A 16,401-nucleotide genomic window follows, 5' to 3' on the forward strand; every position below is an offset into this window, starting at 1 on the left:
CACCCGAAAATAAAGGGAGTTCATCGAATAACCCTTTAAACGACTGTCAAAGCTTCCTACTTTTACGTCGGTTTAGAGGGCTTAAGAGTGGGCTACCGGATCTTTCTAGGTCATAGTACGCCCCTCTTATTTTTTTAGAAACACATTCCGTATTATATATGAAGAAGGCCGGTCAACAATTGTTGACCGGCCTTTATCTTTTTAAGGGATATTATTATTCCTCTATTTTTTCATCCGCCAGCCGGGATACCACATCGGGTGCAATTTTCCGCATAGGGTTCGAACGCTGGTCGGCATATTCGCTACGTTGATTGATCACATCTGCACAGAAAAAAATGGATTGAATAAAGGATCCTGCGTCTGCCCGGTCTTTTCCAGCAATATCAAAAGCCACACCATGATCGGGGGAGGTGCGCACCAGTTCCAGCCCTGCGGTAAAATTCACGCCCTCACCCACGGCCAGCGATTTAAAAGGTATCAGGCCCTGATCATGGTACATTGCCAGCACTGCGTCAAATTTTTCATATTGTCCGCGTGCAAAAAATGCGTCGGCGCTATAGGGACCGAAAGCCAGGATACCGTTGTTTTTGGCTTGTTTAATGGCGGGAGCAATAATCGTTTGCTCCTCATTGCCCACCAGTCCTTCATCGCCCGCATGCGGGTTTAGCCCCAGCACGGCAATGCGCGGTTTACTGATCCCGAAATCCTTTTGCAGGCTGCTGTTTATAATATTCAGTTTGCTTAAGATAGCTTCCGCGGTAATATGCTGCGCAATGGCACTTACGGATATATGCTCGGTTACCAATGCCACGCGCATATTATCGGCACAAAGCATCATCACTACATCCGGCGCCCCAAAACTATCTTTTAAAAAGGGGGTGTGCCCTGTATAGGAAAAGCTTTCACTCTGCACATTCGACTTATGCAAGGGCGCTGTTACCAGACCGTCAATCTTTTTTTCTTTAAACGCTTCAATCGCCGCCTGTAAGGAAGCCACGGCATAACGGCCGCCGGTTTCATTCAGTACGCCGGGGGTGATGTTCACCTCCTCATCCCAGCAATTAAAGATGGTAACCTGTTTGGGGTTGATCTTATCAAACTCACGGGTATGGTAAAAACTGAAACTACTTTCGGTTACGGTTTTACGATAAAAATTGACCACTTTATTACTGGCAAAAATTACCGGCGTGCAAAAATCGAGCAGTCGCTGGTCGGAAAATGCTTTAATGATCAGCTCAATGCCAATGCCATTCAGGTCGCCGCTGGTAATACCAATAACGGGTTTAGGTTTATTCGTCATAAAATATTGAACTACTTTAAGCGGTGAATTTACGATAAAATATCGGGACGCATCCGCCGAAGGCCTAACAAACCGGTCGGCAGACAGGGTTATACCTTCTTACAGCGCCACAAAGCTATAAGTAATACCTGCGGTGTAGGTGCCCGCTGGTTTACCCAGTATCTGCGCGGTTTTGTCGGAAGTGATGCTGTACTTAAGCGCCACCTGCCGGTCAATAACAGGGGCTGCGGCCGAAATAATTTTCTGGGAGGCAGTGGAAAGCGTAACGGCCGTTACAGTGGGATCCCCCGTGTCTGAAGCGAGCGAAATGCAGCTAACAGGAATTGAATTGCTGCCATTAACAAGATCTGAAGAAGCTTTTACATACACATCATAGGGAGTCGTTTTACTAATGGTAAGGGCATTCACTAAACTTGCAGATACGCCATTGGTATAATCCGTCACATTATTAAAAGACAAGGTTAAATCGCTACTGGCCTGAAGCGCTCCTAAATCGCTTACATTTATAACTAATGCAGCATTTTGCTGCACCGAACCAGCCAGCGGCGTTGTTCCGGCATCAAAAGCCTCATAATTAAGTGTAGTGGTGTAACTGCCTTTTTGAATAAATGCAGCTTTCAGGGTGGCGGGTGTTATACTATAAGTAACCGTGTTTGTTTGATTATTGCCTGTAGGAACCGCGTATCCTCCCGCCGGCGAAAGGTTTTGATAACTTGTACTCAACGCAATGGCAGCGCCCGTAACCGGAGCGGATATGTTAGCCGAAACATTTCCGGTGGCGGTATTGGGATCAGAAGCCCCTGAATAACCATTGGTATAGGCAAAATTTACAGCAGCCGTTTTTACATGCAGTCCTAAAGGAACAGTATAGCTAAAGGGAAGGGTATGGGAACCGCTTAGCGGTGTGGTACGGAAATATTTGAGGTCATTCACGGTAAGTGTTAAATCACTTGGCGGTGTGGAGAGTACAATAAAAGGATTTACAATCACTTTTAAGGTTGCCGGAAATGTGCTGGTACCCAAACATAGACTTCCGCCGGGGCTTGTAAAAGTAAGGCCGGTGGTGTAGGTGCCTGCTTTCCATGCATAACTGGTCATTTCCGTTTGAGGAATACGGTAACGGATCGCTACGGCCCCGCCTCCGCCCAGCGAAACCACAGCGGAGTAGAGTGGTTGATCCGTTAATGACAGGGGTTGTTCGGTAGCCGCCCCGCCAAGGTTTACGTTTGGGCCGATAGCCGTAACAAGCAGCTTTATCTTTGATAATATTGGCGGCGAAGGCAGGGGTGAAAAATCTGTATTTGCCCGGGCCTTAATATATGCACCTATACTTAACAGGCACCCGTTTGAGGTAAAAGAGTTATCGCTGGTAGCTATTTCGCCGGCAATAGTGCTGCTGGTGATATTCAGCGTTGGATTTTGCGCGCTTGCAATAAATGACGGCAAACAGCAGCACAACAGGAAATAATAATGCACCCTACTCATATACAATTTCTTTTTGTGCCACTTTTAAATCTGTTCCGTCACCATAATCTAAGATAGCCACGGCCTGGTATTTCCCTTTAACCTCACGTGCCGGAATAGTTATGTAAATTACCTCCGTAGCGCCCGGCAGCATTGATATAGCCCTGGCGGGAATTTTAATACTATTGCCAGAGGTTTTATGCGTCAGCTCACAACGTAGCATGGCATCCGTAGGCACTTCGCCCCTGTTCCGGATGGTAAGGGCCAGCCGCCTCGTTGAATCGCTGTTTGCTCCTTTATCCTCAAAAGCAATAAATTCAAGGTCTTTCCGGTTAAGGCCGGGTACGGTATTATAAAGATGGATGCCCACTTCCACTTTTATATACATGGCTATTTTTTTGCCGGATTTGTCGGTGCCCGTTACGGGTTTCCGTTCGTTTACCTGTGTTAAAAAAAGCATGCTGTTGGTTACGCCCCGGGAACTGTCGGGCACCAGTATCGAAACAGCTACTTCCTTTGTTTCATGAGGCCGTAACATAAGCTGTACCGGATCAACGCGTATCCAGTTTGCATTGGAGGCGGGCAGGCTTCCTGCCGGAAAATAAACTTTATTTCCCAGGCTGTCCCGATACCAATCCCTGACCGTTGCGCTTAGCACAAGCATCTGGCTATCCGTATTGGAGACCCGGATCCGCTCGGTAATGGCCTGCCCTGCGGCAGCATTAAAAAAAATACGGGACGGCGTAACCGCTACGCCCTGTGCATGGGTTTTAACAGAACACACGACCATCTGCAAGCAAGCGGCTATTAAAACAAAACCGGAACAATCAAGCTTGTTCCGGTTTTTATTTATTTTTCTTTTTATTACTGAACAAATCACATCGTTTCTTTTTATGGATTGGAGATGGAATAGGTAAGCACTGCGGTGTAGGTATCCGGCGTTTTCCCCAAAATTTCTGTAGCCACTTTTGCCTGGGGGATGGAATACGTGACATCTGCAGGCGCCGCAAGGGCAGAACTGCCCTGTATCAGGGGCGCCGCTGTTGTGGAAAGTGCAGCAATAGTGCGCAGTGTATTGCCGGGCAGGTTGTTATTGTTGGTAGTGCTGGGTGCCGTAACGGTTACCGCTGAAACATTGACCACATCGGTGTTTGCCCCCGTTCCTGCCATGGTTGCCGTGTTAGCAGCAAGACTTACGGTATACGGCAGAATGCTGGTAATTGCCAGGTGGCTTGTCATGGCGGTCGTTGCCCCATTGGTCTGGTAGTCTGCCAACGTTGCAAACGTAAGTGTTACGTCCGCCTGCTGTACCGTAATACTAAGAAGGGGCGTAATCACTACATGAAGATTAGTGGTACCGGTCGTCTGAGCATGAGCAATAGTGCAGGTGCTTCCCAAAAATAAAGCAAAGGCAGCGGTGCGCGGCAGGAGTTTTTTAATTGTCATTTTTGTTAGGCTTTTAAAAATGAATTTACTAATAAAGTATTATAAAAAAAATATATTTCTTTTAGTTTGCAAAAATTTTTTTGCTCCTTTTTTTTAGTACTTTACATGTAATAACCTTCTATAATTTCTTGTTGTTGCCTGTTGTATATTTTTTATATTCCTATTGCTTAACCATCAGAAAATCCTTATTTGTATTTTCCCTGGTATTGTTATCGGCCTTTTCTTACAGCCAGGAGCAGAAGGTCACTTTTCATTTTTTAAAGGATACCGTTATTACAAATTACGGTGAAACCTTTTCCAACAGGTTATTAATTGCCAATAACACACCAGATGCGCTCTTTTTAATAGCGGCATCTGCCGATTCCCTCGCATTGATCTCGTTGCCGGATACGCTTTCTCTCCGGGCCGGCGAAAAGAAAGAACTGTTTGTAAAATACCTGGCAACGCCTTCGCTATTCAGGTTAACGGGAAATAAGATCTCCATAAAATACCGCATCGCCGGGAGAACCGGGTTGACGCAGGCTGCTTTTTTTATACATACGCAGACCGAACAGCCTCTTTTACTTTCCGCAGTAAACAATATGAACTATTTAAGCGCACAAAATAATGAGGGCAGTGTACAGGTAAGATGCAGCAACAATGGATATACATCACTATCCTTTAAGCTGCTGTTAAAGTCGTATCCTGATGGTCTGGAGATAACAAACAATAACAGAGTCGTTCATTTGCAACCCGGCGATCAGGAACTGCTTTTGTTTAATTTTCGTAATATACGTGCCCAAAATCTTACACCCGATTTTAATTTGTCAGTGCAGGCAATTGATGCATTATCAGGTAAAGCGCTTACCATAACATATACGAGAGTGTTGCTTTTGACCAGTGAAAAAAGACTACCGGTTGTAAATACCAATGCTGCTTCTTTAATAAATAATACAGCGCAACTAAGCTACCAGAGCGCCAGCAATGGCTTTAGCTATTATCAACTGACAGCCGGCGGAGCGGTTTACCCGTCCGATAACGGAATGTTCCGTTATCATCTGAACCTGAATTATTATAACACACCCTTTTCGGGTATTGAACTATATGATTCATGGGTGGCATATAAAAACAAGCATTTTGGTATACAGGCAGGTAATATCTCGGAAAATCTCGATTATTCATTGTTCGGCAAAGGCCTGAAGGCCTCTGTTTCCCTGGATTCCAGCAATACGATAAGCGGCTATTATGTTAAAAATGAGTACCTGCTTTTTTCAAATATAAATCAGCAGCGGGAGGGCGCCGCTGTTTGGGCCGGCACTTATGCCTATTCCGGTGAAAACAACAACAGCCGGTTTGTTTATCTAAATGCGAAAGATCCCTTAACAGGCATACAAACAAATCTTATGAACGCAAATTCGGAATTGCGTTTCAGGGCAGGGCAGGTGTTAGCATTGGAGGCAGGTTATAGCCACGAAGTGCTTTCTGATGATAACAGCCTTACAAAAAAAGGATATGCAGGAGGCATCCGGTATCAGCAAACAGCGGGCAAATGGAGTTTTATATCTGATAATTATTACAGCTCTCCCTATTACGGTGGTTTGAGGCGGGGTGCTTTATTATTGCAGGAGCATATTGATTACCGGCTGAAACCTCATCAGCATGTTTTCCTGCATTATGAAGTAATTAATAATACGCCCAGCTATTTGAGCAAATACTACCCGGCTTTTCTTGATTCTAAAACTTCAAAATACCAGGCGGGTTTTGCAACGGGTGCCGGTCACTGGATGATCACGCTGCACCCCTATTTTTATACGCAGGCGCTGCACCAGAATATTGCCGCTACGGCGCTAGCCCTGCAATCCGCTTCCTCGCATGCGGCGGCGGCTGTTTCTTATAGCGCCATGAAGCATTCTTTTTTACTTACCGCTGACTATGGGCGCGTGGCCAGTAACAATCCCTATCTGCTCAACGGCAATTATTCCGTTTGGCAAGGGATGATCAGTTATAATAACCGCTTTGCGGGAGTTAATGCTTTTTTTCAAAATAATCCCTTTTACCTGATGCAGGAACCCCTGCCCTGGCAGCAGGGAAAATTCAGGCAATACGCGCTTTCACCTTATATACATTTTGCGCTGCTGGACAGAAAACTGGAAGGCGAGCTGTCTGACAACCTCAGCTACTACAGCTATGCGCAGGGTTGGTCCAACAGCGTTCAGGGGAAATTGGGCTTCCGGTTTAAACATACCTGGCAGGTAACTGCACAAGCCCTGTATAGCACGTATACGCAATTTCCCGATTATAATTTTTTGCAGACACAGGTAAGTCTGATAAAATCCTTTAAACAGCAAACCGCGCCGGGTTATAAGCGTCTTTCGATTATATTTTTTGGTGATAAAAATGCAAACGGCATCTGGGACGCTGATGAATTACCGGTGGGAAATGTAATTGCTTCTTTAAATGAATCCTTGGCAGAGAGCAATCGGAAAGGGAAAATAGCCTTTGCCAATCTGAAACCTGCCCTTTATAAACTGCGCCTGCAAAACGGGAACGGATGGTGGCTTTTGGAGCCCTGGGAGGTAATGCTGACGCATAACCACACTTTTAAAATTGCCCTGGTAAAATCGGCAACCCTGTCCGGAAAAATTATCGCTGAAAAAAACAGCTATTTACAAACCCTTCCTTCTCTGGAAGGTATTACCATTATTGCAATGGACCGTCAGGGCAATAAGTTTACAACCCTTACTGATGCAGAAGGACATTTTTCATTTAATCTGCCCGTAAAGCTTTTTATTTTTTCTGTAGAAACGCAAGATGCCAACCTGCGTGTTTCTAATCAACAACAGCTTATAAATATAAAAGAGCAGGAAAATCCACTGGTTATTTTTAACCTGGCCGATCATTCCCGGAAGATAGATATAAAGCAGTTTTAAAAAGCGACGACCTACTTACTCAGGTACATGCTTCTATCCTTATACAAAGCCCTGAAATAAGGGTCCCGCAGGTCTTTGATAAAACGGATGGCTTCACCCGTGCTCTTCATTTCAGGCCCCAGTTCTTTGTTCACGCCCGGGAATTTGTTAAAGCTGAACACCGGCTCTTTAATAGCATAGCCTTTCAGCTTTTTCTCAAATTTGAAATCGGTGAGCTTATTGGCCCCGATCATTACTTTGGTAGCAACGTTCAGGTAGGGGATCTGGTAGGCCTTTGCAATGAACGGCGTGGTACGCGAAGCACGCGGATTGGCTTCAATCACATATACCGTACCATCCTTTATTGCAAACTGGATATTGATCAGTCCCTGTATATTCAATGCCCTGGCGATCTTTTCAGAATAGTGCTCCATGGTGGTTACTTCCATAGGCGAAAGGTTAAATGCCGGCAATACGGCATTACTATCACCACTATGGATGCCCGCAGGTTCAATATGCTCCATCACTCCCATCACATGAAAATTTGTTCCGTCATAAATGGCATCCACCTCGGCTTCCTGGCACCGGTCAAGGAAATGATCGATCAGGATCTTATTACCGGGAATATGTTTTAATAAACTGATTACGGCGCGTTCCAGCTCATCATCATTAATTACGATCCGCATCCGCTGCCCGCCCAATACATAAGAAGGGCGCACCAGCACTGGGTATCCCACGCGGTTGGCAATGGCAACGGCTTCATCCACGTTCCAGGCCGATCCATATTCAGGATAAGGGATGCCTAATTCTTTCAGCATATCGCTGAAACGGCCGCGGTCTTCCGCTATATCCATGTTATCAAATGAAGTGCCCATGATCTTTACACCCATAGCGGTGATCTTTTCCGCCAGCTTTAAAGCCGTTTGGCCGCCCAACTGTACAATTACCCCTTCTGGTTTTTCATATTCGATCAGTTCGCGTACATGCTCCCAATACACGGGCTCGAAGTAAAGTTTATCGGCCATATCAAAATCCGTGCTCACCGTTTCGGGGTTGCAATTCATCATGATGGCTTCATACCCGGCTTCTTTGATGGCCAGCAATCCATGCACACAGCAATAGTCAAACTCAATACCCTGGCCGATCCGGTTGGGACCACTGCCCAGCACGATAATTTTCTTCCGGTCGGTAACCTTCGATTCATTATGTACCAGCCCGTCGGTAGTAACGGCTGCATTCACCGGTGCATCAAAAGTGGAGTAGAAATAAGGGGTTTTCGCTTCAAATTCGGCACTGCAGGTATCCACCATCTTATAAACCCGGCTGATTCCCAATTCTTTTCTTTTGCTGTACACAGCGTCTTCTGTATTCCCATGCCCCATGATCTCGGCAATCTGTGCATCACTAAAACCATTCACTTTTGCATCCCGCAATAATTCCGCAGGAAGGGTTTCCAGTGTATAGGCTGCTATTTGTTTTTCGATGGTGCAAAGTTTCTGGATCTCCGACAGGAACCAGCGATCGATGCCATTGGTGGCTTTTGAGATGGTACCCACGGAAATGCCCGCCATCAGTGCATCCTTAATACGGAAAATGCGGTCCCATTTGGGTGTTTTAATATATTCCAGCAATTCTTCTCCGCGCATCAGGCTTTTGCCATAATAGCCCAGCCCGATGGCGTTGTTTTCCAGGCTCTGGCAGGCTTTCTGGATCGCTTCGTTAAACGTGCGGCCAATAGCCATCACCTCGCCCACACTTTTCATTTGAAGCCCCAGGGTGTCGTTCGCTCCTTTAAATTTATCAAAATTCCAGCGGGGGATCTTTACAATAACATAATCCAACGCCGGTTCAAAATAGGCTGATGTGGTTTTGGTGATCTGATTTTCCAGCTCATCCAGGTTGTAGCCAATCGCCAATTTAGCGGCTATTTTAGCAATAGGATACCCCGTTGCCTTGGATGCCAGGGCGGAAGAACGGCTCACCCGGGGGTTGATCTCGATGGCGATAATTTCTTCTGTTGCCGGGTTCATTGCAAACTGCACGTTACATCCTCCGGAGAAATTGCCCAGGTCACGCATCATCCGTATGGCGGTATTCCGCATCAACTGCATACCGGTATCGCTCAGCGTCATCGCCGGCGCCACCGTTATAGAATCGCCCGTATGCACGCCCATGGGGTCAAAGTTTTCCACGGTACAGATGATACATACGTTATCGGCAGCATCACGCAGCAGCTCCAACTCAAACTCCTTCCAGCCCAACACAGCCTGCTCCACCAGCACTTCGTGTATCGGCGAAGCCTGCAATCCGCGGTTCAGGGCTTCATCCAACTCGTCTTTATCATGCACAAAACCACCACCGGTTCCGCCCAGTGTAAAAGAAGGACGTATTACCAGCGGGAAGCCTATTTCCTGTGCATATTCCTTCCCTTCCAGGAAGGAATTGGCTGTTTTGGCCGTAGCCACCTGTATGCCCAGTTGGATCATCCACTGGCGGAACAATTCGCGGTCTTCGGCTTTGTCAATTGCCTTAATATCCACCCCGATCAGGCGTACATTATATTGCTTCCAAATCCCCAGTTCTTCCGCCTCCTTACAAAGATTGAGCGCTGTTTGTCCGCCCATGGTAGGCAATACCGCGTCAATATCGTTTTCCTGCAGGATCTGCTCAATACTTTCCGTGGTCAGGGGCAGCAGGTATACCCGGTCGGCCATCATAGGGTCCGTCATAATGGTGGCCGGGTTCGAATTGATCAATATTACCTTTATACCCTCCTCCCGTAAACTACGGGCCGCCTGGGTACCGGAATAATCAAATTCACAAGCCTGGCCAATGATAATGGGACCAGAACCAATAATTAATACAGATTTGATGGAAGTATCTTTTGGCATCCTTTTGTTTTCTTTTAAAAAAAATAAATTGCGCAAAGGTAGCCTTTTAAAAGAGAAATTTCCCGATTAATTTGGGTGAATTTTGAGCGTTGGGATAAAGTTTTTTTGAACGAACGATTGTAAAAAAATATTACCGCACAGAAGAGCCCCTGATCACCAGCTTTGGTTTTAGTGATTTTACGATGGGTTGGGCTTTCCCCTCTGTTTGAATACTCCGGAGCAACAATTCCATTGCTTCCCGGCCAATAACGCTTACGGGTTGCTGTATGGTTGTAAGACCGGGATCAATAATTTCAGCCATGGGATCATCACTAAAACCCACCACACCCAGCTCCCGGGGAACAGGAATCTTCTTTTGTCTGGCCACCATAATTAATTGAATAGCAACCGGATCGTTCACGCAAAAAACAGCATCGGGGCGGTTCCGCCTTTTTGAGAGCAGCGTTTCTGCAGCATTGATCGCTCCTTTTTTCGACAGGTCGCAATGAATAACCTGATCCTTCCCCGACGGCAGGCCATATTTCTTCAAAGCCGCCCGGTAGCCATTCAGCCGGTTATAGGTCAACTGCAGCGAGAGGGGCCCGCCAATATGCGCTATATTTTTATACCCGCTTTTTATAAGGTGCTCCACCGCCAGAAATGATCCTTTATAATCGTCCACATATACCTTTGAAGAATCTATTTCCTCGCACACCCGGTTAAAAAACACCACGGGAATGCCGTGTTTTTCAAATGTCCTGAAATGCTCAAAATTCTTTGTCTGGCACGACATGGAAATCAGCACCCCGTCCACCCGGTTGGACAATAACACATGAGCATTGGCTTTTTCAATCTTATACGACTCCTGCGACTGACAAATAATTACATTGTAACCCGCTTTGGTGGCCACTTCCTGTGCGGCCATAATAATGGTAGGAAAAAAATAGGTAAGGAACTCCGGCACAATAATGCCGATATTGTTTGATTTGCTTTTTACAAGGCTCTGCGCCAGCAGGTTGGGCTGGTAATCCAGCTTGCGCGCCATATCCAATACATCATTTCTCGTTTGTTCATTAATGTCGCTGTGCTCATGTAAGGCACGCGATACGGTTGATTTAGATATGCAGAGCGCCTTTGCAATATCAACAATGGTGGTCATGTGCGGACGGGCCGGTGTTACGGTTGCCTCCTCTTTTAAAATAAAATAGAGCTTGCAATCCTTGCAATAATAACGTTGCTTACCCCGAACGATGCCGGACCGGGTAATTGCATGCACTTCTCCGCAATGAATACAACGAACCACAACTGTTTTTTTTATTAAGCCTCGCTAAAATAATGAGTTTTTTTGGATTCATTAGGCAAAGAAGTCCTGTTGTGACGGACCAATCGAAAATTTTTTAAACCATTAAAAGTTAAGCACCGTTAAGTCTTAACGGTTTTTAATCTCAATGGTTAATGATAAAAAAGCAATTTCAAGGGCTGTTTAACGCAGAACGCTCCAGGCGTAATGCATAACGGATCTCCGATTGACCATTCACGATTGCCCATTCACTGTCGCTTAGAAACGTCCCTTCCTGAAACCCAATCTACTTTTACATTTCCCATTCAATATCTCCTATGCTACATTTTATTCCCCGGCCAGCTACCGGTATCGTTTGCGGAATCGTTCCCGATAGTTCTCGTTGCTCCATAAGGACCACTTTGAAAGAAACTTTTCTAACATTGTTCCAACGATTTATTTGTAATTAACAAGCAGCCATCACAATGAAAAAAAATTGTTCCATCAAAGCATTTTTGCTAAAAGTATTTTGCAGCGCCGTCGTAATCATTGCCGGGCTGTTTTTGCAAACCGCAACGGCGCAATCCACCCTGCGGGAGGTTAAGGGCCGCGTTACCGATGAAACCGGCAGCCCGGTCCGCGGGGCTTCGGTTATCATTTCCGGCGCTTCCAAAGGAACACAAACAGACCCTAACGGACAGTTTACTCTAACGGCGGTTGCTGCCAATGCAAGCCTGGTGGTTTCCCATAAGGGTTTTATATCCGATTCTGTTATGGTAAAAAATAACAAGCCGCTGGTATTGGTATTGCGGCAGGATATCCAGAACCTGAATGATGTAGTAGTAGTCGGATATGGTACCCAGCGAAAAATAGCTTCAACCGGCTCCATCGCATCTGTAAAGGCGGCAGACATTACCCAAACCCCTGTTGTGAATGTTGCCCAGGGGCTGGCGGCACGGGTATCCGGGGTGCAGATCACGCAGAACAATGCTGCCCCCGGGGGAAATATCAGCGTCCGCATCCGGGGAACCAACTCCATCAACGGATCATCTGAACCGCTGTATATTGTCGATGGCATCCAGATCTCCAATGGCGGTGGTGTTACGGATGTAAGCCCCTTATCCACGATCAACCCGAATGATATTGAATCGGTGGAAATTTTAAAAGACGCTTCTGCGGCGGCCATTTACGGCGCCCGGGGGGCCAACGGTGTGGTGCTGATCACCACCAAGCGGGGGAAGAAAGGCGCTACACGCATTCAGTTCGACACGTATTATGGCAGCCAGCGCATCACCAAAAAATTAAAAATGATGAATGCTGCACAATTTGCGCAGCTCGAAAACGATATTTACAATACCGCTATTTATCCTGATCCGCAATCGCTGGGACAAGGAACCGATTGGCAGGATATTATTTATCGCAAAGCTCCTATTCAAAACTACCAGGTTTCGGTAAGCGGCGGTTCAGAAAAAACAAACTTTTCGTTATCGGGGAACTATTTCGACCAGGATGGCATCATCATCGGTTCCTCCTTTAAACGTTATTCCCTGAGGGCTACTATTGATCATACGATCAATGAACATTTCAAAACCGGTACCAGTATCCTCACCAGTTATACGATCAACAATAATATTCCCACGGGTATTAATTCCATCGACGGGCCGCTGGTAAAAAGTGGTATTGTGGGAGCAACCCTCGGTGCGCCGCCCACGCTGGTCCCGTACCGGGAAGACGGCAGCGAATGGCCTTTCTCCGACCAGTTTAACAGCCGCTACCGGGAAATATCGAACCCGGTAGGGTTGACGCAAATTTTGGATCAGAACACTATTAAACGCACGCTGGCCAACGTGTACCTGGAAGCTAAGGCAAATAAAGACCTCAGCTACCGGGGTACTTTTAATGCAGACATCGGGGGCACGCTCAACGATTATTATTCTCCGCTTTCCATTGTAGGGCAGGCAGAACGGAATGTAAATTCCGGAAGCGCGGCCAAAGGAAATTCCAACAGTCTGAACTGGCTGCATGAAAGCATTCTTACCTATAACAAAACATTTGGCGATCATTCGCTGAAGTTTACGGGCGTATATGCGCTGCAACATATTAACAATAACTCCAACTCCATTTCTGCAAGTGGCTTCCCCAATGATGCCACTACAGACGAGTCCGTTGGTTTAGCCACCAACCGTACCGTAAGCAGCTACCGGTCTAAGGAAGTGCTGAACTCCTGGATGGGGCGGATCAACTATGGTTATGCCAACAAATATTTTGTTGATGTTACCGCGCGGTATGACGGCGCCTCCAAATTTGGCGAAAATCATAAATGGGGCTTCTTCCCCGCCGTTGCCGGCGCCTGGCGTATTATTGAAGAACCGTTCCTTAAAAACAGTACCTGGCTGAGCGATCTTAAACTGAGAGCCAGTTACGGGTTAACGGGTAATGCCGCGGCCATTTCTCCCTACCAGTCGCTGGCGCTCATCGGTGGTGGCAGCAATTACATATTTGATCATGTGTATACCATTGGTTTAAGCCCCACCGGCATACCCAACCCTGATCTGCGCTGGGAAAAATCCACACAAACCAATGTGGGGATCGATGTGGGGATTTTAAACAACCGGATCAACCTTGTGGCGGACTATTATGATAAAACCACAAAAGATCTGTTATTTGTGAAGTCACTGCCGCTTTCTTCCGGCTATACTGCTGTAACCGGCAACTTTGCCAGCATACAGAACCGTGGCATTGAGTTTTCTGTGAATGCAAAAATTCTTACCGGTGCTTTCCGGTGGAACGCCAATGCCAATTTTACCCGCAACCGGAACAAGTTGTTAGCCCTTGCAGACGGGGTTCAGGAATATGTATTAAACCCTTATAGCGTGTTGCAGGTAGGTCAGCCATTGGGCATCTTTAAAACCTATGTCTTTAACGGTATTTATCAAACCGGCGAAACCGTATTGCCCGGAAGTGGCAGCAGGATCGGAGGCGTGAAAGTGGCTGATTTGAACAACGACGGCCAGATTACCGGGGCCGATCAGAAAATCACGGGTAATGCAAATCCGAAATTTATTTTTGGTTTTTCTTCCGACCTCAGTTATAAGAATTTTGATCTCTCCTTTTTCCTTTCCGGTGTTCAGGGCAATAAAATATTCAACCTGAGCCGGTACACTTTTGAAAACCCGCTGGGTGGGCGAAACGTGGTGGAAGGAGCCGTGAACCGGTGGTCGCCCACTAACCCCAATAATGAGTATGCCAGCGGATACCAGGGTGGTCGTTTGCCCGTTTCCGACCGGTTTGTTGAAGAGGGTTCTTACCTGCGTTTAAAGAACATTACGCTGGGCTATCGCCTGCCGCCTATTAAAGGGATCAGCAGTGTACGCGTTTATGTAAGTGGAAACAACCTGCTTACCCTTACAAAATACAGCGGCTATGATCCGGAAGTAAATTCCTTCGGAGGCTCCAATACGCTGATCGGGATCGATAACCTGGTGTACCCCATGTCCCGTTCCTTCCTGGCAGGTTTACAGGTCACCTTTTAAACAGCGCCTAAAAAATTATTCATGATTTCAATTGCCCATACAATGAAAAATAAAAAACAATATAGATTCCTTTCGTATGTCAGCGGATGTCTTTGCATTCTGGTACTGGCAGCCTCCTGCTCCAAGCAATTAAAGGAACAACCCTATTCTTCCATTTTTACAGATAACTTTTATAAAACGGCAGCCGATGCCGAGGCCGCATTGGTAGCCGTGTATGGCCCTCTGCCAGACATGTACAGCACCGCAGCAACCTGTGCTTCTGATTTTAGCGCCGATCAGATGTATCCCCGGCCGGTGGTGGGAAGAGACACGTATACCCTTTTTAGTTACGATGCCAACTATACCACACAAAAGAGCTTCAGCCGGCAGTTTGAATCGCCGGAGCAGATCTGGCAGTCCTGCTACGCAGGAATTGAAAAAGCCAACGGAGTCATCAGCAAAGTGCCTAATACCAATATGGACACCGCCCGGAGAGCGGTGATCATTGCAGAGGCTTTTTATATGCGCGCGTTTTATTTATGGACACTGACAAAAAATTTCGGAGACGTAGTGATCAAAACCACGCCCAGCGCTAATATTGCCGATGCAATGGTAGGAACCTCCCCTCGCGCCGATGTGTATAAACAGATTTTTGCGGATCTGGATGTAGCGGTACAGGCACTCCCGTCTTATTCCGGGAGCATCCGGAAAGGCAGCCCTTCAAAAGAAGTGGCCCTGGCCTTATATGCAAAAGCTGCGTTGTATAATGAAAACTGGTCGCTGGCCCTGGACAAAGCCAAAAGCGTGATCAACTCCGGCAAGTATGGTCTTATGGATAACGTACTGGATGTGTTTAATGTGGACAAAGAAGATGTTGCCCGCAAAGAGAACATGTGGGCGTTGGAATGTGAGCGCACTTCTCCTGGGTTCTCTACCCAGGTGATTGGTCTCTTTGGCCCCAAAAACAGCGACGGGCCGCAATACGCTCCCACCACTTACGGATCGGCATTTATGTACCAGTCCTTTTTTGATTCTTTTGATCCGGCCGACCAGCGCCGGCAACTTATGGATACCTTTTATATCAATAAACAGGGAAAGGTGGTGCACCAGAAAGATATCACCCCGATAACCCAGCACGGAGTACTGATTAAAAAATATAGGGATCCGAATGCCACCGGACAGAACGGGGCCATCAATATCCAGATCTTCCGGCTGGCCGACGTATACCTGATCGCCGCAGAAGCCGCCGCCCGTCAAAATGGGGTAACCACGGAAGCGTTGGATTATGTGAATACGGTGCGTCACCGGGCAGGGCTTGCAGACCTGGACGCAAGCCTCAACAAAGATCAGCTTATTGCTGCCATACTCCAGGAACGCAGTTGGGAGCTTTTCGGCGAAGGCGACCGCTGGTATGACTTAACCCGTACCAATACTTTTTTACAGGTGGTTCCCAAATGTGTTAACGACGTGTATCCGGTGCGGACGCCGCAGGCAAGAAACCGGTATTTCCCCATTCCGCTGGATGAGGTAAATGCGAACTCAAAACTGGAACAAAACCCGGATTGGAAATGATAAAATAGTTGCAGTTTTATAATCGCAACGGGCGTACAGAACCGCGTTATGCTTAACTTGTTTCAGGATC

Annotated in this window: 9 protein-coding genes; 3 read left to right on the forward strand and 6 right to left on the reverse strand. The window is 46.7% G+C overall.

Annotated elements, in window-relative coordinates:
• Nucleotides 1-214: 214 nt before the first annotated feature.
• From pdxA to NIASO_RS13395, 4 genes are all read right to left on the reverse strand, one after another.
• Entirely contained in the window at nucleotides 215-1,300 is a 1,086-nt protein-coding gene (gene pdxA / locus NIASO_RS13380; protein WP_008586605.1) for a 4-hydroxythreonine-4-phosphate dehydrogenase PdxA, read from the reverse strand.
• A gap of 99 nt (nucleotides 1,301-1,399) precedes the next feature.
• Complete coding sequence (locus NIASO_RS13385; RefSeq protein WP_008586606.1) at nucleotides 1,400-2,785, reverse strand: hypothetical protein; 1,386 nt, start codon at nucleotides 2,783-2,785, stop codon at nucleotides 1,400-1,402.
• Nucleotides 2,778-3,554 (reverse strand): hypothetical protein, encoded by a 777-nt coding sequence (locus NIASO_RS13390; protein WP_025298969.1) that lies wholly within the window; start codon nucleotides 3,552-3,554, stop codon nucleotides 2,778-2,780. The genes NIASO_RS13385 and NIASO_RS13390 overlap by 8 nt, the downstream gene beginning before the upstream one ends.
• 101 nt (nucleotides 3,555-3,655) lie before the next feature.
• Nucleotides 3,656-4,210, reverse strand: coding sequence for a hypothetical protein (locus NIASO_RS13395; protein WP_008586609.1), 555 nt, complete (start codon nucleotides 4,208-4,210; stop codon nucleotides 3,656-3,658).
• A gap of 134 nt (nucleotides 4,211-4,344) precedes the next feature.
• Here NIASO_RS13395 and NIASO_RS13400 point away from each other — a divergent pair, with 134 nt between their 5' ends.
• Nucleotides 4,345-7,119, forward strand: coding sequence for a hypothetical protein (locus NIASO_RS13400; protein ID WP_157547237.1), 2,775 nt, complete (start codon nucleotides 4,345-4,347; stop codon nucleotides 7,117-7,119).
• 11 nt (nucleotides 7,120-7,130) lie between these two features.
• Here NIASO_RS13400 and carB read toward each other — a convergent pair whose 3' ends face one another.
• Both carB and NIASO_RS13410 read right to left on the reverse strand, forming a co-directional pair.
• Entirely contained in the window at nucleotides 7,131-9,989 is a 2,859-nt protein-coding gene (gene carB, locus NIASO_RS13405) for a carbamoyl-phosphate synthase large subunit (RefSeq protein WP_008586614.1), read from the reverse strand.
• 130 nt (nucleotides 9,990-10,119) lie between these two features.
• Nucleotides 10,120-11,271 carry a LacI family DNA-binding transcriptional regulator gene (locus NIASO_RS13410; protein WP_008586616.1) on the reverse strand — a complete coding sequence of 384 codons (1,152 nt, stop codon included), beginning with the start codon at nucleotides 11,269-11,271 and terminating at the stop codon, nucleotides 10,120-10,122.
• Between the two features lie 461 nt (nucleotides 11,272-11,732).
• On the opposite strand from NIASO_RS13410, the gene NIASO_RS13415 reads away from it, so the two are divergent.
• Nucleotides 11,733-14,780, forward strand: coding sequence for a SusC/RagA family TonB-linked outer membrane protein (locus NIASO_RS13415; protein ID WP_008586618.1), 3,048 nt, complete (start codon nucleotides 11,733-11,735; stop codon nucleotides 14,778-14,780).
• A gap of 21 nt (nucleotides 14,781-14,801) precedes the next feature.
• A complete protein-coding gene (locus NIASO_RS13420; protein WP_008586619.1) occupies nucleotides 14,802-16,331 on the forward strand; it encodes a RagB/SusD family nutrient uptake outer membrane protein in 1,530 nt (509 codons plus the stop codon).
• The last annotated feature ends 70 nt before the right edge of the window (nucleotides 16,332-16,401 follow it).

The sequence above is a fragment of the Niabella soli DSM 19437 genome (assembly GCF_000243115.2).
Classification (GTDB): Bacteria; Bacteroidota; Bacteroidia; order Chitinophagales; family Chitinophagaceae; genus Niabella; species Niabella soli.